Origin of the sequence: Rhodococcus sp. WS1 (assembly GCF_003797745.1) — a bacterium.
Lineage (GTDB): Bacteria > Actinomycetota > Actinomycetes > Mycobacteriales > Mycobacteriaceae > Rhodococcus_F > Rhodococcus_F erythropolis.
Window position 1 is genome coordinate 1,309,897 of record NZ_RKLZ01000001.1, and the last position, 16,476, is coordinate 1,326,372.

The following is a 16,476-nucleotide window of genomic DNA, read 5'->3' on the forward strand; positions in this document are numbered from 1 at the left end:
TGTCTGCGCTGTCGCCGACACAGGCGCACAGTTCATGTCGTATTGTTCGGGTGAACTGGGGTGACGTGACAGGGGAATCGCGTCATGGGAGGGGACAGATCTTGACCAGCACCACTGAAACCAGCGCTGCGCACACCGCAAACGGACGACGCGCGACCCATTCTGCCGAACTGTGCAGGTTGACGGTACTTTCAGCCCATTCGCAGGTGGATCTTGCGGTGCCGCTTCGTGTTCCACTCGCGGTGGTCATTCCGGGCATTGTGGACACAATTGTCAACCACAGCAATTTCAACGAGTTCGACCACAGCGCCGAACAATTCGAGCCCGTCGACTGGACTCTGTCGAAAGTCGGCAGGGCACCGCTGGCACCGACGCTGTCGCTGCACGAGCATGGAATCCGCGATGGGGAATTGCTCGTACTCGCGGCCGCGGACACCGCTGCCCCGCCCCCACTCTTCGACGACATCATGTACACCGTCGCGGCGACGGATGCAGACATCTACCGACGCTGGACTCCGATCACCGCGCGCATTGTCGGCTCGTCCGCCGCCCTCGTCGCTGCGCTCGTCGCGGCCCTCGCCCTGGTCCTCGGCGATACAGGTCTGATCGGCGCTGTCTGCGGTGGAGTGACGTCTTTGGTGCTCACCGTCGCCGCCGTCGTGGCAGCGCGGGTGTACGGAGACACTGCAAGCTCCATCACGCTCGGATGCACAGCGGTGCCACTGGCGTTCGTCTCCGGCGCCCTCTGCGTACCCGGCACTGTTCTTTCTGCTCATCTCCTTCTCGGTTCGGCATTCGCAGCCGCGGTGACTCTGATCTGCCTCCGCTTGTGCGGTGCCGGATTAGCCGTCTTCACCGCACTTCTCGTCGTCCTCCTTGCTGCGGTGGGCACCTTCGCCGTCGCGACGACGCTTCCCGAGGCGCGCACCGCAACCGTCAGCAGCGCGGTGATTGCCGCAGCATTGATCGTTCTCACGTTCACCGCTCGACTGTCGATGCTGTTCGCGCGATTACCGCTTCCCCCGGTTCCGACGCCGAGTAATCCCCTCGACGACGATCGCGACGGACTGCCCGAGCCCGAACTGCCCGGGCTGACCGAGTTGACTGAAAGGGCAGGGCGGGCTCGTAGCTACCTGACCGGACTGATCGTGGCCACGTCAGTGGTCGCGCTCACTGCCGCAGTCGCGCTCGCGTGGTCCTGGCCCGGTCAGGGAATCGTCTGGCCGAACCTTGCTCTCGCATTCGCGACGGCCGTCGTGCTGATGTTTCGCGGGCGCACCTACGCGGGCGCACATCAGGCGGTCCCACTCATCTCGGCAGGCATCTCGGTGGTTCTCGCTCTCCTGGGCGGCATGGCATGGACCCATCGCGACCATGCATTGGTCGTCTTCGCCATCACGATGACTGTTCTCCTCCTGTCACTGATTCTGGGAATCCTCGCCCCCCAGAACACATTCAGCCCCGTGATGCGACGCGCGGCCGAACTGTTGGACCTCGCTGCGATTGCAGCAATCGTTCCGCTGATCTGCTGGGTCAGTGGGCTCTTCGCGCTCATGCGCGGTCTCTGAGCGATCGGATCTCGATGGTGATTCGACGCGCGACGAACATCTGTGCCGCACTCGTGATCGTTGTCTTAACAGTCCTCGCCGGGGCGGGTGGCGCATCGAGTGCGGTTCCTTCCCCCATCGATCCTGCAATGCTGCCGGAGGACGGTCCACCCGCGCCTCCCCAACCCACCGAACAACGAACCCTGTGCGTCCCCGCCGTAGCGGGTGGTGACGGCGCGGATATTCCACGTTCTCAACAGGATCTCGGATTCGATTCGGTGTGGTCGATCACCCGAGGGGCGGGGCAGCGAATTGCTGTCATCGACACCGGCGTCAGCAGACATCCGCGGCTACCGGCCCTCGAAGGCGGCGGTGACTATGTCGGGACCTCCGACGGCACCGACGATTGTGACTCACACGGAACAGTCGTCGCCGGTCTCATCGCCGCCGAGCAGGTCGACGGTTCCGGATTTTCCGGAGCTGCGCCGGACGCACAGATCATCTCGATCAGGCAGTCCAGTGCCGCTTTCTCGGTGGCCGGCCAACGCGAAGACCCTGCCGTAGCCGAGAATTCGTCTGGCTACGGAAACGTCGACACCATGGCACTGGCCGTACGTCACGCTGCTGACTTGGGTGCAAGCGTTATCAACATCTCCGAGGTCGCTTGCAAGCCTGCCGGGGACGGGATCAACGACCAACGACTGGGCGCTGCAATCGAATACGCCACGATCGCGAAGAACGCCGTAGTCGTCGCTGCTGCAGGGAACGTCGGATCCGGAGGTTGCAAGAACCAGAATCCACCGCCGGATCCCCTCGATCCACAAGCCGATCCATGGAACTCGGTTACGACGATTGCCAGTCCTGCCTGGTACGACGACTATGTCCTCACCGTCGGGTCGGTCGACCCCAATGGCACCGCCAGCTCCTTCAGCCTCGGCGGTCCATGGGTCGACGTTGCGGCGCCCGGCACCGGAATCATCTCACTTCACCCGACGTCGCCTGGTCTGACCAACGGAGTCTACGGCTCCGACGGCGCCGTACAGTCGTTCAACGGGACCAGTTTCGCTGCGCCCTATGTCGCGGCAACCGCCGCGCTGGTCCGGTCGGTTCACCCGGAACTGACTGCACTTCAGGTCATGCAACGTATCGAAGCCACCGCCCACGCTCCGGCGCAGGGTTGGAATCCCTACGTCGGTCACGGCGTCATCGATCCACTCGCCGCGGTAACGGGCGAATTGGCACCGGGGGAACGCGTCAAGGTCAATCATCAGTCGGTAACGATCGATCCCCTACCCACGCCGCCGGCCCCCGACAACCGATCTCGCGACGCGGCACTCGTCGGAGCCGGAACGGTCGGCACCCTAGCCCTACTGACGCTGTTGGCGTCGATGCCCATTCGTCGAGTAATTCGTCGGAGACTTCCCGAACGACGGGACGTCGATCTCTGAACCGTCAACGGTGTTCAGTTCACTGGAGCGGCCGGCGTTGCATCGGGGGCGACTCCGTCGTGAGCTATCAGTGCATTGCTCTTCTCGAGCGCCGGACCTGATGCAAGTAGATCGAGTATCTGCCAAGGCGCGCGATCAGGCGTTCGCGTCAATCCGAGCGCGCGAGCGGAGGTTTCGTCCGGTACTCCGTATTTCACACCGGTATCCGCTACGTAGAACACTCCGTCGTGCCTGGTGCTGTTCGTCTCGATTCCGGTCGCTTGAACAAACCCACCGAAGCCCTGTTCGACGTGGACGCTGTCGAGATTGTCGCCCGATCCGTCCGCCTGCGCCAAGGCCACCAACTTGCCACCCTCCGGGATCGGAACCTGCAATCCTGCGACGAGTTTCAATGTTGCAGAACTACTTTCGCCGCCGTCGACTGCACGTGAGGGAGCCCATTCCAGACAGCCGACCGGTGCGCCATGATCATCGACGATCTCCGGAACCACCTGCGGCAAAGAGTCGACGGCCAGCTCCCTCACCGAGGGAATACGACTGATGGCATCAGGGGTGACGCTCGCGATCCCGGTGGCGCCCTGCGAATCCGAGAAGTAGATCAGTTGGGCGAGCGCCGCACCGACCTTCTGGATACCGTTCTCGAGCACCACGTAGTACTGCAGGTCCGCGCCCACCGAAACCTGAACGACGGAGCCGACAGTCTTGTTCTGCAGCGGGAACCGGGGCGCTGATCCCAGTTCGCGGATTCGCGGAGCCTCGATGCGCGGAACTTCGGGGATCGAATTGAGAAATCCGGCACTGATCGGTCGCGCCTGTGCTCCTTCCAGCCCCAAAGCCCGCATGATCGCCGGATTGTCCACATCGATTTCCGCTCGCTTCCCGTCGTATACGAGAAAGTGATCGGAACCCGACTTCACCAGGAATGCACGGTCCCTCGTCAGATATGTCGTGTTTTTACCGACATTGGACGAGCCGACCAGGACCGAAGTCGTCAACGATTTCCTCCCGTCGGATCCGACGGAATCGCATACCGTCCACAAGGCGTTGCTCGGGTCGGCTGATTCCGGCAGCGCGGACGGTGCGCCGGGAATGCCGACGAGCGCGCCCCTCGGTTTCGCCTCGACCTCAGACGCCTTGACAATTGCCGGTTTTCCTGGCGAACCCAGAATCAGTCGGGCGGAGGCCAAGTTCAGCACCGGGCGAAAAGTACCCTCCATGGCGACGAACATTGCGCCAGATTCCTTTGCAACAACGATTTCTGCATCGCCGATCTTGTCCTGTGGCCGAAACAGAGCAAGTACCGCGCAACCCGCCAATCCCAGTGCAGCGAGGACTATTCCGACGGTGAAGGCGCGGGACTGTGACCGCATCGGATCGTGAAGCATCCGCACGTCTCGTCTGACCAGCGCATGTTCCATCCGCCTGACCAAGAATCGGTACCCATTGACCTGCCAGCGCGTGGTAGGTGTTGCAGCCATCATTCCCCCCGTGCCTTACATCCCCTTGCGAAGACACAGTACAGTTTGGCTGGGGCGGAAATTTTCGGGTAGTTCGCAGGTCAGGTATCGGGGAGGAACCGTGGACCGATCGCGGTTGAAGCATTGGCCGTCGTCACACAGGATTTCGACGCACGAATTCGTCTCGGCACAGATTCTCGGAATCAGCGCAGGCGGAATCGCGATGGCCAGTGGGCTGGATTGGCTCTGGGCGCTGGCAATCGGTTGTGTGGTTGCCGGATCAATGCTCCTCCATGTGGGCGGTTGGTCGGTAATGTCCTGGATTGTCAAGTACTTTCGCTATTTGCGCCGCAAGGACGTCGACGTCAGCACGATCGTCAGTTTTCACACTCCCTCCGAACAGTCGATCGGGCTCCGAGTGGACGGATCTTCACTCGTCGCTGTCGTCGAGATCGCTCCCCCACGCGACTACCTGACCAGGATCGGGCGTCATTCATTCGACGCTTCCCACCTTCTGCCCACAGCAGCCCTGGTCAATTGTCTGTATCAGCACGACATCTCACTCACCGGCATCGACATTGTCAGTCATGGATACCGCGCCGCATCAGGAACGCCGGCCACCGAAGTCTACGAACGTCTCATCGGGCCACTACCAGCCACCGCCACCAGAAGTGTTTGGCTTGCACTACGTTTCGACGCTTTGGAGGGTCGTGCAGCAGTCGAACGCCGAGGCGGGGGCGAACAGGGCGCGGGCCGCGCGATCGCTGTTGCCGCCAATCGTGTCATCCGGGTGCTCGATTCGGCGGGATGCAAGGCGCGGATCCTGACCGCACCGGAGATCGCGTCGTCCACTGTCCAGGTCGCAAGAGGAGTCGCCAGCCACGAGGTCACCGAAACGTGGCGAAGTACCCCCTTGCCTGGTGTGTCCAACGTCGGATACGGAATCGAACCCCGTTTCATCACCACCTCGACCCTGACCCGAGTATGGGCAGTGGCAACGGTCGGGACGTCCGTGACAATTCGGTTGCGCCCCACGGGCGAACGCGGAGAGGCGAAGGTCAGTGCGACATGTCGCTTCACCACGCGCAATCCACCTGAGAACGCACCGCTGGCCGGTTTGGTCTCGCTACGTGGGCGCCAGCGCGACGGATTGCTGACCAACCTGCCAACCGCATTGGCCGCGCTGGACCGCATCACGCCGCACATTCGCATGGACGGGGGCACACTCGACTCACTCGCTCTACCTCTTGCCGGGTGTGGCCAGCTCATCGGCTCGGACCGAAACGGGCACGGTGTCGCGGCCAGAATTTCGGGGCCGGGCGTCAACACCGTTTTTGTCGCCGGCGAACTCTATCTGGCTCAGCAATTGATCTTTCGAGCCATCGCGACCGGCGCACTGGTACTCATCCACACCGATCGACCGGAAGCATGGACCGCGCTCACCGACTCCATGGGAGTGCCTGACCGACTCCGCGTGTCCGGGCAGGGTGGTGGGCTCGAGGGCGCTTTCAACACTGTCGTGTTCGACGGAGTCGAGGGGTTACCGCCGCGTGCCGGCGTGACCGCGATCTACGTGTACGGACATCCACGCCAATGGCCTCGGATCGACCCTGAAATCTCGATAGTCCAGCCATTCGCACTCGGTGACAAGATCACAGTCGAAACCGGCCGCACGCGCGTCGAACTGACTCTGGTAACCATTGCTTCCGAGACCTCGTTCATCGGCCGTCCTCGAGCCGGCGACGCTCACCAGATGGCGTGATCGCGCATGTCCAAGATCAGCCAGGATAGGGATCACTCGCACGCTGCATCCGCAATCCACTCCCCCACCAATGCAATTCACGAATCATCTTCTCGCTGGCATCGATCGCGATCGAATCGACGCCGTACGGCTCGTGTCCGAATTGCTTGCGTACCCGGTGAATGGTCACGCTTTGACGCACCGAGACCATGTGCAGCTCCGCCACTACCTGCCTCAGCTGTTCGACGGCCCGAACACCACCTGAAATCCCGCCGTAGGACACGAATCCGATCGGCTTGGCACGCCACTCGTGTTTCACGGAATCGAATGCGGTCTTGAGGGCAGCCGGGTACCCGTGGTTGTATTCGGAGGTCACAGCAACAACAGCGTCGGCTCGTCCGATTCGCTGGCGGAAAACCTCCGTGGCAGGTGAATCCGAGAAATCCTGGGGCAACGACAGCTCTCTGAGGTCGATCACCGATACGTTCCACGACGGGTTCGCCGTTGCGCGCTCGACAAACCAATCCGCCACTGCTCGTCCTATTCGCCCCTCGCGGACCGAACCTACGATGACTTCGACCTTCAAAGGTGCCATGAACGTCGATGCTAGCGACTCGTCACGCAGTGATCCCGTCCGTGATGAGTGCGGCCAGTTCCCGATACGCGCTGGCATCGTCCAAACCAGTTGCCCGATAGACCGCGCGTTGCTGGATCCGAACCATTGTCGCTGCGGCCGCATCAGCGACAAATGACGCGTGTACCCGCCGGAATGCGCCCGAATCCACTCCCTCGACGATGAGCGCTCGCACACGATCCGCGGCGATCGACGTGTTCTTCTCGTAAACCTGACTCGCCGACACCGATTCAGCCAGGTCTTCCATGAATTGACGGGACGCCGCGGTCAGTTGATCACCGACTGCTTCGAGATACACCGCGACTCGACGAGTCGGTGCCGCTTCGGCAGCGACGGCACTCTCCACCGCATCGGTCGCCGCACGGAAGAAGTGCACCGTCACAGCCCGCACCAGATCCGCTTTGCCGGCCGCCACGGTGTACAAGGTGCTCTTGGAGCAGTGCAGACGAGCTGAGATCTCGTCGAGCGTGAGGTGGGCGAAACCCTCGCTCAAGAACAGTTCGACCAATTGATCGAACAACTCTGCCCTGCGCGCAGTCGTCTTGTGAACCAGCCTTGCCATACGCAAGACAGTACTGCAGTATCGTTCCCAGTACTACTACCTAGCTAGGAGCCGACCGTGCCCGTCGAACGCCTGATGCCCAGCCAAGAAGCTCGCGATCTCATCGAACTGACGCGTGATGTCGCGGACAAGGTACTCGCGCCCAAGGTCAACGAATACGAGAAGGCCGAGAAGTATCCCGAAGGCGTGTTCCCCGCACTCGGACAGGCAGGCCTGCTGAGCCTTCCGTATCCCGAGGAATTCGGTGGCGGCGATCAGCCGTACGAGGTGTACCTCCAAGTCCTCGAAGAGATCGCCTCGCGCTGGGCAGCGGTTGCAGTGGCGGTGAGCGTGCACAGCCTCTCGTGCTTCCCACTGTTCACCTTCGGCACCGACGAACAAAAGGCCCGCTGGCTGCCGGACATGCTGGGCGGCAACACCATCGGCGCATACAGCCTTTCCGAAGCGCAGGCCGGATCCGACGCCGCCGCATTGTCGTGCAAGGCGACGGCCACCGACGGTGGCTACCGCATCAACGGCTCGAAGGCCTGGATCACCAACGGCGGCAAGGCAGACTTCTACAACCTCTTCGCCCGCACCAGTGACGACGGCTCTCGCGGCATCTCCTGCCTCCTGGTGGACAAGGACACCGAAGGCCTCAGCTTCGGCAAGCCCGAGGAGAAGATGGGACTGCGCGCGGTCCCCACTGCATCCGCGAATTACGACGACGCCTTCGTCCCTGACGAGCGGTTGATCGGTCAGCGCGGCCAGGGATTGCCGATCGCCTTCAGCGCGCTCGACTCCGGCCGACTCGGAATCGCTGCTGTTGCCGTCGGAATCGCTCAGGGCGCACTCGACGACGCGGTCGCCTACGCGAAGGAGCGCAAGGCATTCGGCAAGCGGATCATCGATCACCAGGGACTCGGATTCGTGCTCGCGGACATGGCGGCCGCAGTTGACTCCGCTCGTGCCACTTACCTCGATGCAGCCCGCCGCCGCGACGCCGGAGTTCCGTACTCGCGCAACGCCAGCGTCGCCAAACTCGTTGCCACCGACGCAGCAATGAAGGTCACCACCGACGCCGTTCAAGTGTTCGGCGGGTACGGCTACACCCAGGACTTCCCCGTCGAGCGCTACATGCGCGAGGCCAAGATCACGCAGATCTTCGAGGGCACCAATCAGATTCAGCGTCTGGTCATCGCGCGCCAATTGGCGGGATAGTCGTCTACATGAAATGCCCTCCCACGCAGAGTGGGAGGGCATTTTGTATCGAGGCGGTCAGTCGCCGCAGCACCCGCCCGAAGACGGAATCTCGCGGGTTTCACGGGTAATCGCGTTGCGGGCAGCCAGTTCCGAGTAGTCGGGGTAGTCCACGCGAACCAACGAAAGTCCGTGCGCCGGCGCAACGAGGATCGAACTCGACCGCGACGTTTCGTCGAGCAAACCTGCCACCCAGTCGGCGGTGCGGCGTCCCTCACCGACCGAGAGGACTGCCCCGACAAGACTCCGGACCATCGACCAGCAGAACGCATCGGCATTCACGTACGCCGTGAACACCGTGCCCTCCTGCGCCCAGTCGAAGCGTTGCAGCTCCCGCACCGTCGTAGCGCCTTCTCGACGCTTGCAGAATGCCGCGAAGTTGTGCAGGCCCAGAAGCCGATTCGACGCTTCTTGCATCGCTGTGAGATCGAGTGGTTTGGGGTACGACACCGTATCGCGCGCGCGTAGGGGTTCCACTCCGAATGCCGCGTTGGTCACCCGGTACTCGTAGTAGCGTCGCATCGCCGAGAAGCGCGCATCGAAGTCACCCGGAACCACCGAGATCTGTTTGACCCGAACGTCCTTGGGCAGGAAGCGTGCAAGTCTGCGCACGAGTCGCGACGGATCGTCGGGGAGCAACTCGCTCGGGACGTCGACGTGCGCTACCTGCCCCGTGGCGTGAACGCCGGCGTCCGTGCGACCGGCAACAGTCAGCTGAACCGGTTGCCGTAGTACCGTTCCCAACTTGTCTTCGATCTCACCGCACACGGTGCGCAGATCGGTTTGACGGGCCCAGCCCGAGAAGTCGGTGCCGTCGTAGGAGATGTCCAGCCGCAATCGAACGAGCCCGCCGTCCCCGATGGGGGCGGCGGGCTCGTTCGATTCAGCGTGTGCCGAAACCAAGGGGGACTAGTCCTTCTTGGCCTCTTCGGCCTCGGGAGCGTCGGCCGCAGTTGCGGTCTCGTCCTCGATGGCCTCGACGACTGCGTCAGCGTTCTCGACCTCAGCCTCGGTCGCGTCGGCCTCTACGGCCTCGACGACGTTCTCTGCGGCGGGAGCTTCCTGCGAGGACTTGACGCGACGAGCGCGGTCAGCCTCGGAGGTGACGGTCTTTTCCTTGACGAGCTCGATGATTGCCATCGGAGCGTTGTCGCCCTTGCGGGGGATCGTCTTGATGATGCGGGTGTATCCACCGTTACGGTCCGCGTAGAACGGGCCGATCTCGGCGAACAGGGTGTGAACGACATCCTTGTTGCGGATGACCTTCAGCACCTCACGACGGTGAGCCAGCGTGCCGGCCTTCGCGTGCGTGACGAGCTTCTCGGCGTAGGGGCGCAGTGCCTTGGCCTTGGACTCGGTGGTGGTGATGCGACCGTGCTCGAAGAGCGCGGTAGCCAGATTGGCGAAAATCGCCTTCTGGTGGGAAGCCGACCCGCCGAAGCGGGCACCCTTCTTGGGCTTGGGCATGATGATCTCCTAGTAAAGGACCTGAGCTGCTACAGCTGTTCGGTCTCGGCGTAGTCCTCGGTACCTTCGGCATCGCCGAAGGAACCGGCATCAGTGTCACTCCACGTTCCGGTGGCGGCGTCGTAGCCGGCAACGGTGGTGGGATCGAAGGATGCGGGGCTGTCCTTGAGGGACAGGCCGAGCGAATGCAGCTTGACCTTGACCTCGTCGATGGACTTCTGTCCGAAGTTGCGGATGTCGAGCAGATCGGACTCGGTACGGCCGACAAGCTCACCGACGGTGTGAACACCTTCGCGCTTGAGGCAGTTGTAGGAGCGGACCGTGAGGTCCAGATCCTCGATGGGGAGTCCGAAGGAAGCGATGTGATCGGCCTCGGCGGGCGAGGGTCCGATCTCGATTCCTTCTGCTTCGACGTTCAGCTCACGGGCCAGGCCGAAGAGCTCAACCAGGGTCTTGCCCGCCGAAGCGAGCGCGTCCCGTGCGGTGATGGAGTTCTTCGTTTCCACGTCGAGAACGAGCCGATCGAAGTCGGTGCGCTGTTCGACGCGAGTGGCCTCCACCTTGTAGGTGACCTTGAGCACCGGCGAGTAGATCGAGTCGACCGGGATACGGCCGATCTCTGCGCCGGACGCCTTGTTCTGGACGGCGGGGACGTAGCCACGACCGCGCTCGACAACGAGCTCGATCTCCAGCTTTCCCTTGTCGTTCAGGGTGGCGATGTGCAGATCAGGGTTGTTCACGGTGACGCCTGCCGGGGGCACGATGTCGCCTGCAGTAACAGCGCCGGGGCCCTGCTTGCGGACGTACATGGTGACCGGCTCGTCCTCTTCGGAGTTCACGACGAGGCCCTTGAGGTTCAGGATGATGTCGGTGACATCTTCCTTCACTCCCGGGACGGTGGTGAACTCGTGGAGAACGCCGTCGATACGGATGCTGGTGACAGCAGCGCCGGGGATCGACGAGAGCAGCGTGCGGCGCAGCGAATTGCCGAGCGTGTACCCGAAACCTGGCTCCAGGGGCTCGATGACGAACTTCGAGCGGTTATCAGCGATGACCTCTTCGGTCAGCGTGGGTCGCTGAGAAATGAGCATTGGTATTTCCTCCTGTACGGACGTCCACTATTTGACGCCCACGATGGGAAAGGGCCTGCGGCCCTGTGAGTGGTTGAGGAGTCCGGAGACTCCTCAACCACTCACGGGGTGCGAAGCGCCTTACTTCGAGTAGTACTCGACGATGAGCTGTTCCTGCAGAGCGATGTCGATCTGCGCGCGCTCGGGAAGCTGGTGAACCAGGATCCGCAGACGCGAGCCGACAACCTGCAGCCACCCGGGAACCGGGCGATCGCCGACGGTCTCACGCGCAACCTGGAACGGAAGCGTGGAGAGCGACTTCTCCTTGACATCGATGATGTCGTACTGCGAGACGCGGTAGCTCGGGATGTCGACCTTCTTGTTGTTCACGAGAAGGTGACCGTGCGTGACCAGCTGACGTGCCTGACGGCGCGTGCGAGCGAGGCCTGCGCGGTACACGACGTTGTCGAGACGCGACTCGAGGATGCGAAGCAGGTTCTCGCCGGTCTTGCCGGGGCGGTTGTTCGCCTCCTTGTAGTACAGGCGGAACTGCTTCTCCATGACGCCGTAGGTGAAGCGAGCCTTCTGCTTCTCCTGCAGCTGGAGCAGGTACTCGCTCTCCTTGATACGCGCGCGGCCGTGCTGTCCGGGCGGGTACGGGCGACGCTCGAATGCCTGGTCGCCTCCAACGAGGTCGACGCGCAGACGACGCGACTTGCGGGTGATGGGTCCGGTATAACGTGCCATTTTCTTCTACCTATCCTTCCCGCTATACCCGACGCCGCTTGGGCGGACGGCAGCCGTTGTGCGGCTGGGGGGTTACATCGGAAATGGTGCCGACCTCGAGGCCAGCAGCCTGGAGGGAACGGATTGCGGTCTCGCGACCGGATCCCGGTCCCTTGACGAAGACGTCAACCTTCTTGACACCGTGCTCCTGCGCCTTACGGGCAGCGCTCTCAGCAGCAAGCTGAGCGGCGAAGGGAGTCGACTTACGCGAACCCTTGAAGCCGACGTGTCCCGAAGACGCCCAGGAAATGACATTTCCGGCGGGGTCCGTGATGGACACGATGGTGTTGTTGAAGGTGCTCTTGATGTGAGCGGCGCCGTGCGGGATGTTCTTCTTATCCCTGCGACGCGTCTTCTGGGTCTTCTTCGGACCGGTGCTACGTGACTTCGGGGGCATTACTTCGCCTTCTTCTTGCCGGCAATGGTGCGCTTCGGACCCTTACGGGTACGGGCGTTGGTCTTGGTGCGCTGACCACGCACGGGCAGACCACGACGGTGGCGCAGGCCCTGGTAGCAGCCGATCTCGATCTTGCGACGGATGTCGGCCTGAACCTCGCGGCGAAGGTCACCCTCGACCTTGAGCGACTCCTCGATGTACTCGCGGAGCTTTGCCAGGTCCTCGTCCGAGAGGTCCTTGCTCCGGAGATCCGGGCTGACGCCGGTGGCGTCAAGGATTTCCTTGGAGCGGGTACGGCCGATGCCGTAGATGTATGTCAGTGCGATCTCCATACGCTTTTCGCGAGGAAGATCAACACCAGAGAGACGTGCCATGGTGGCATTTCCTTATCGGTGTGCGGAGGTCTGCTCCCAGCCCTTCCCCTGTGCCTCTTGCCGAGTACCGACGCCCGAAGGCGCAGATGATCTCATCAACTAACTCAGTGGGGCCCCGGCCTCCGTGCCGGGGGTGAACCATTGTCCGACCTTGGCGATCGGTGAACGATCGCGTGGGGTCTCGTCAACAATGGCTGGTACTGGGAGGTCTTCTTTGCTTGTTGCCAAGCAGATCTTCGAAAAGCTAGATCTAGCCCTGACGCTGCTTGTGACGCAGGTTCTCGCAGATCACCATGACTCGACCGTTACGGCGAATCACTTTGCACTTCTCGCAGATCTTCTTGACGCTCGGCTGAACCTTCACGTCTTCTGATCTCCTGTTTTGTCGCAGCCCGCCGCGATGAACCGCGGCAGACATACTTCTCCCTGACCCAGGTCAGGTCCGGGAAGTTCGTTACTTGTAGCGGTAAACGATGCGTCCGCGCGACAAATCGTAGGGCGAGAGCTCCACGACAACGCGATCTTCCGGGAGGATGCGAATGTAGTGCTGACGCATCTTTCCGCTGATGTGGGCGAGGACCTTGTGGCCATTCTCGAGCTCAATGCGGAACATCGCATTGGGCAGCGGCTCGACTACTCGTCCTTCGACCTCGATGGCCCCGTCTTTCTTAGCCATATCCTCCGCGATCCGTTTGGTTTGGCATGCTTCGTGCATCGGCTTCCGTTACATTGGCACGCAATGGAAAGATCGTCGGCACTTCGGGGGCCCGATCCCGGAGCGATCCGGGCTTAGGCACACGAACTATCGACGCGCATAGCGCACCGCCTAGCCATGTTACGCGATGTAAACGACCAGGCCAAATGCGCCTCCGGTCAGGGTGACGACGCACACCGCTCCCCCATCGAAAAAGTCCCAGCCTCGACATGAGGCTGGGACTTCTCGAACGTGAATCATGCTCGCTGCCAACACTTGTCAGCGACGGCGTCAACTACTCCGGCCGGAGTGTCAGAATCCGCGGACCGTCCTCGGTCACAGCGACAGTGTGTTCCCAGTGCGCCGCCCGGGACCCGTCGGTCGTCACAACGGTCCAGTCATCGTCGAGAATCACCGTGTCGGTGGTGCCGAGCGTGAGCATCGGCTCGATCGCGAGGCACGATCCGACAACCAATTCAGGACCCTTACCCGGGGCACCTTCATTGGCGAGGAACGGATCCATGTGCATTTCCCGACCGATTCCGTGTCCACCGTATCCGTCGACGATGCCGTAGGAACGACCGTGCAACTTCTCGGCGGCATGAGTACCGACCTCGATCGCGTGCGAAACATCCGTCAGACGGTTACCGGCGATCATCGCCGCGATCCCGGCTTCCATCGAAAGCCGAGTAGCTTCGCTGAGTTCCTGATCGGCGACGCTGATCTCACCGACTCCGAACGTCCAGGCAGAGTCACCGTGCCAACCGTCGAGGATCGCGCCACAGTCGATGGAAACGAGGTCGCCTTCAGCCAGGATGTCCTGAGCTGAAGGGATCCCGTGAACGACGCGATCGTTGACCGAAGAGCAGATCGAACCGGTGAAGCCGTGGTACCCGAGGAACGAGGGCACGGCGCCGGCGTCACGAATGACCGATTCTGCGACCGCGTTCAATTCCAAAGTGCTGACACCGGGCTTTGCCGCAGCGCGCACCGCCACCAGCGCCGAACCCACGATCGCACCGGCAGCAGCCATCGCGTCGAGTTCGCCCGCGGAGCGGAACGGAACAACCTTGCGTTTACGCCCGAAGACCATTACTTACCCAACGCTGCCAGTGCGCGTGCGTTGACCTCTTCGACCTCGCCGATCGCGTCGACGGAGACGATGCTGTCCTTGTAGTAATCGAACAGCGGTGACGTCTCGTCGCGGTAGACCCGGAGTCGGTTGCGAATGACGTCCTCGGTGTCGTCTGCACGACCGCGGGCGAGCATGCGCTCGACCACGATGTCCTCGTCGACAACAAAAGAGAGGACACCGTCGAGCTTGGTGTCAAGATCCTTCAAGATTCCCTCGAGTGCCTGAGCCTGTTCGACCGAGCGCGGAAATCCGTCGAGAAGGAAACCGTTTGCTGCGTCCGGTTCTGCGACGCGAGCCTTCACCATGTCGTTGGTGATCGAACTCGGTACGAGTTCGCCGGCGTCGATGTACTTCTTTGCTTCCACACCGAGAGCGGTGGCCTGACCGATGTTCGCGCGGAAGAGATCACCCGTCGAGATATGGGGAACGCCGAACTTCTCGGACAAGATAGCGGCCTGGGTGCCCTTGCCGGCACCGGGAGGACCAAGGAGGACAAGTCTCACTTGAGGAACCCTTCATAGTTACGCTGCATTAGCTGACTCTCGATCTGCTTCACGGTGTCCAGGCCGACGCTGACCATGATCAGCACCGCGGTGCCACCGAACGGCAGGTTCTGCGCGCCGCCGCCATTCCCGATGTCGAGGAACAGGTTGGGCAGAACAGCAATGGTGCCGAGGTAAATCGCACCCGGAAGGGTGATGCGACTCAGCACGTAGTTGAGGTAGTCCGCGGTCGGCTGACCTGGTCGGATACCGGGGATGAAGCCGCCGAACTTCTTCATCTCGTCGGCGCGCTCTTCGGGATTGAAGGTGATGGCGACGTAGAAATACGTGAAGAAGACGATCAGGCCGAAGTAGATCGCGATGTACACCGGGTTGGCCGGGTTCACCAGGTAGGTGTTGATGAGGCGCTGCCACCAACTGGGGTCGACTGCTGTGCTGGCCGAAGTCAGCTGTGCGATCAAGTTCGGGAGGTACAGCAGTGAAGACGCGAAGATCACCGGGATGACGCCGGCCTGGTTCACCTTCAGAGGCAGGTACGTCGAGGATCCGCCGTACATCTTGCGTCCGACCATCCGCTTTGCGTACTGAACCGGGATCCGGCGCTGACCCTGCTCGACGAAGACGACACCGGCGATGATCAACAGCGCTGCGAGGCAGACGAAGGCGAAGACCAGTGGACCGCGGCTGTCGAGAATCGACTTGCCCTCGCTCGGGATACGCGATGCGATACCGGCGAAGATGAGGAGCGACATACCGTTACCCACGCCACGTTCGGTGATGACCTCGCCGAACCACATGACCATGGCAGCACCGGCAGTCATGACCAGCACGATGATGGCAAGACCGAAGATCGACTTGTCGGCGATGATGTCGTCACAGCCCTGGAGCAACTGTCCGCGTGCCGCAAGAGCGACGATGCCGGTCGACTGCAGGATTGCCAGAGCGATGGACAGGTAACGCGTGTATTGCGTCATCTTGGCCTGACCGGACTGGCCTTCTTTTCGAAGTTCCTCGAACTTCGGGATCACCACGGTCAGCAGCTGCACGATGATGCTTGCCGTGATGTACGGCATGATGCCGATCGCAAAGATCGACATCTGCAGCAGGGCGCCACCGGAGAACAGGTTGATCAGCGAGTAGATACCTGCTGAGTCACCGGAGTTGGCGATATCGATGCACTGACGCACGCGGCCGTAGTCGACACCTGGGGACGGAATGAGAGCGCCGACCCGATACAGAGCCACCAAGCCGAGGGTGAAGAGGATCTTCCGCCTCAGGTCTGGGGTCCTGAGGGCCGAGACGAAGGCGGAAAGCAAAGATCCTCCTGGCACGACGGTAGGGAGACAGATCGTTTGACCTGTCGAACTTTTGAACTCTAACAGTGAGCATTTGGGAACTAAGCGGGCAGACCACGAAAACCGG

General features: G+C 61.9%; 18 protein-coding genes. 4 read left to right on the forward strand and 14 right to left on the reverse strand.

The window, feature by feature from the left end; translation table 11 throughout:
• Window positions 1-101: 101 nt before the first annotated feature.
• Entirely contained in the window at window positions 102-1,568 is a 1,467-nt protein-coding gene (gene eccD / locus EEB12_RS06055) for a type VII secretion integral membrane protein EccD (protein WP_030535145.1), read from the forward strand.
• 14 nt (window positions 1,569-1,582) lie between these two features.
• Window positions 1,583-2,995 (forward strand): type VII secretion-associated serine protease mycosin, encoded by a 1,413-nt coding sequence (gene mycP / locus EEB12_RS06060; protein WP_020906904.1) that lies wholly within the window; start codon window positions 1,583-1,585, stop codon window positions 2,993-2,995.
• A gap of 14 nt (window positions 2,996-3,009) precedes the next feature.
• Here mycP and eccB read toward each other — a convergent pair whose 3' ends face one another.
• Window positions 3,010-4,476 (reverse strand): type VII secretion protein EccB, encoded by a 1,467-nt coding sequence (eccB, locus tag EEB12_RS06065; RefSeq protein ID WP_092763845.1) that lies wholly within the window; start codon window positions 4,474-4,476, stop codon window positions 3,010-3,012.
• Between the two features lie 97 nt (window positions 4,477-4,573).
• Here eccB and eccE point away from each other — a divergent pair, with 97 nt between their 5' ends.
• On the forward strand, window positions 4,574-6,214 hold the full coding sequence (eccE, locus tag EEB12_RS06070) for a type VII secretion protein EccE (protein ID WP_092763847.1): 1,641 nt from the start codon (window positions 4,574-4,576) through the stop codon (window positions 6,212-6,214).
• Between the two features lie 16 nt (window positions 6,215-6,230).
• Here the strand turns inward: eccE and EEB12_RS06075 are convergent, their stop codons facing one another.
• Window positions 6,231-6,788, reverse strand: coding sequence for an NADPH-dependent FMN reductase (locus EEB12_RS06075; RefSeq protein WP_020906901.1), 558 nt, complete (start codon window positions 6,786-6,788; stop codon window positions 6,231-6,233).
• A gap of 22 nt (window positions 6,789-6,810) precedes the next feature.
• The gene (locus tag EEB12_RS06080; RefSeq protein ID WP_141487519.1) at window positions 6,811-7,389 is read right to left on the reverse strand and encodes a TetR/AcrR family transcriptional regulator; all 579 of its coding nucleotides are present in this window, start codon (window positions 7,387-7,389) and stop codon (window positions 6,811-6,813) included.
• Between the two features lie 57 nt (window positions 7,390-7,446).
• On the opposite strand from EEB12_RS06080, the gene EEB12_RS06085 reads away from it, so the two are divergent.
• Window positions 7,447-8,589 carry an acyl-CoA dehydrogenase family protein gene (locus EEB12_RS06085; RefSeq protein WP_020906899.1) on the forward strand — a complete coding sequence of 381 codons (1,143 nt, stop codon included), beginning with the start codon at window positions 7,447-7,449 and terminating at the stop codon, window positions 8,587-8,589.
• Between the two features lie 57 nt (window positions 8,590-8,646).
• On the opposite strand, the gene truA is transcribed toward EEB12_RS06085, so the two are convergent.
• The 11 genes from truA to secY all read right to left on the reverse strand — a co-directional run bounded on the left by truA (window position 8,647) and on the right by secY (window position 16,370).
• Window positions 8,647-9,531, reverse strand: a complete 885-nt coding sequence (truA, locus tag EEB12_RS06090) for a tRNA pseudouridine(38-40) synthase TruA (protein WP_020969044.1) — start codon at window positions 9,529-9,531, stop codon at window positions 8,647-8,649.
• A gap of 6 nt (window positions 9,532-9,537) precedes the next feature.
• Window positions 9,538-10,095, reverse strand: a complete 558-nt coding sequence (gene rplQ, locus EEB12_RS06095; protein ID WP_020906897.1) for a 50S ribosomal protein L17 — start codon at window positions 10,093-10,095, stop codon at window positions 9,538-9,540.
• Between the two features lie 29 nt (window positions 10,096-10,124).
• A complete protein-coding gene (locus EEB12_RS06100; RefSeq protein WP_003941016.1) occupies window positions 10,125-11,186 on the reverse strand; it encodes a DNA-directed RNA polymerase subunit alpha in 1,062 nt (353 codons plus the stop codon).
• Between the two features lie 120 nt (window positions 11,187-11,306).
• Window positions 11,307-11,912, reverse strand: coding sequence for a 30S ribosomal protein S4 (gene rpsD / locus EEB12_RS06105; RefSeq protein WP_003940769.1), 606 nt, complete (start codon window positions 11,910-11,912; stop codon window positions 11,307-11,309).
• Between the two features lie 22 nt (window positions 11,913-11,934).
• Entirely contained in the window at window positions 11,935-12,348 is a 414-nt protein-coding gene (rpsK, locus tag EEB12_RS06110) for a 30S ribosomal protein S11 (RefSeq protein WP_003940683.1), read from the reverse strand.
• Window positions 12,348-12,722, reverse strand: coding sequence for a 30S ribosomal protein S13 (gene rpsM / locus EEB12_RS06115; protein WP_003940834.1), 375 nt, complete (start codon window positions 12,720-12,722; stop codon window positions 12,348-12,350). The genes rpsK and rpsM overlap by 1 nt, the downstream gene beginning before the upstream one ends.
• A 250-nt stretch (window positions 12,723-12,972) precedes the next feature.
• Window positions 12,973-13,086: a 50S ribosomal protein L36 gene (gene rpmJ, locus EEB12_RS06120; RefSeq protein WP_003938068.1), complete on the reverse strand. Its 114-nt coding sequence runs from the start codon at window positions 13,084-13,086 to the stop codon at window positions 12,973-12,975.
• Window positions 13,087-13,176: 90 nt separating this feature from the next.
• Window positions 13,177-13,398 (reverse strand): translation initiation factor IF-1, encoded by a 222-nt coding sequence (gene infA, locus EEB12_RS06125; protein WP_003418601.1) that lies wholly within the window; start codon window positions 13,396-13,398, stop codon window positions 13,177-13,179.
• Window positions 13,399-13,711: 313 nt separating this feature from the next.
• Window positions 13,712-14,509: a type I methionyl aminopeptidase gene (map, locus tag EEB12_RS06130; protein ID WP_003940806.1), complete on the reverse strand. Its 798-nt coding sequence runs from the start codon at window positions 14,507-14,509 to the stop codon at window positions 13,712-13,714.
• Window positions 14,509-15,054 (reverse strand): adenylate kinase, encoded by a 546-nt coding sequence (locus tag EEB12_RS06135; protein WP_003940868.1) that lies wholly within the window; start codon window positions 15,052-15,054, stop codon window positions 14,509-14,511. The genes map and EEB12_RS06135 overlap by 1 nt, the downstream gene beginning before the upstream one ends.
• Window positions 15,051-16,370 (reverse strand): preprotein translocase subunit SecY, encoded by a 1,320-nt coding sequence (gene secY / locus EEB12_RS06140; protein WP_020906895.1) that lies wholly within the window; start codon window positions 16,368-16,370, stop codon window positions 15,051-15,053. The genes EEB12_RS06135 and secY overlap by 4 nt, the downstream gene beginning before the upstream one ends.
• Window positions 16,371-16,476 lie beyond the last annotated feature (106 nt).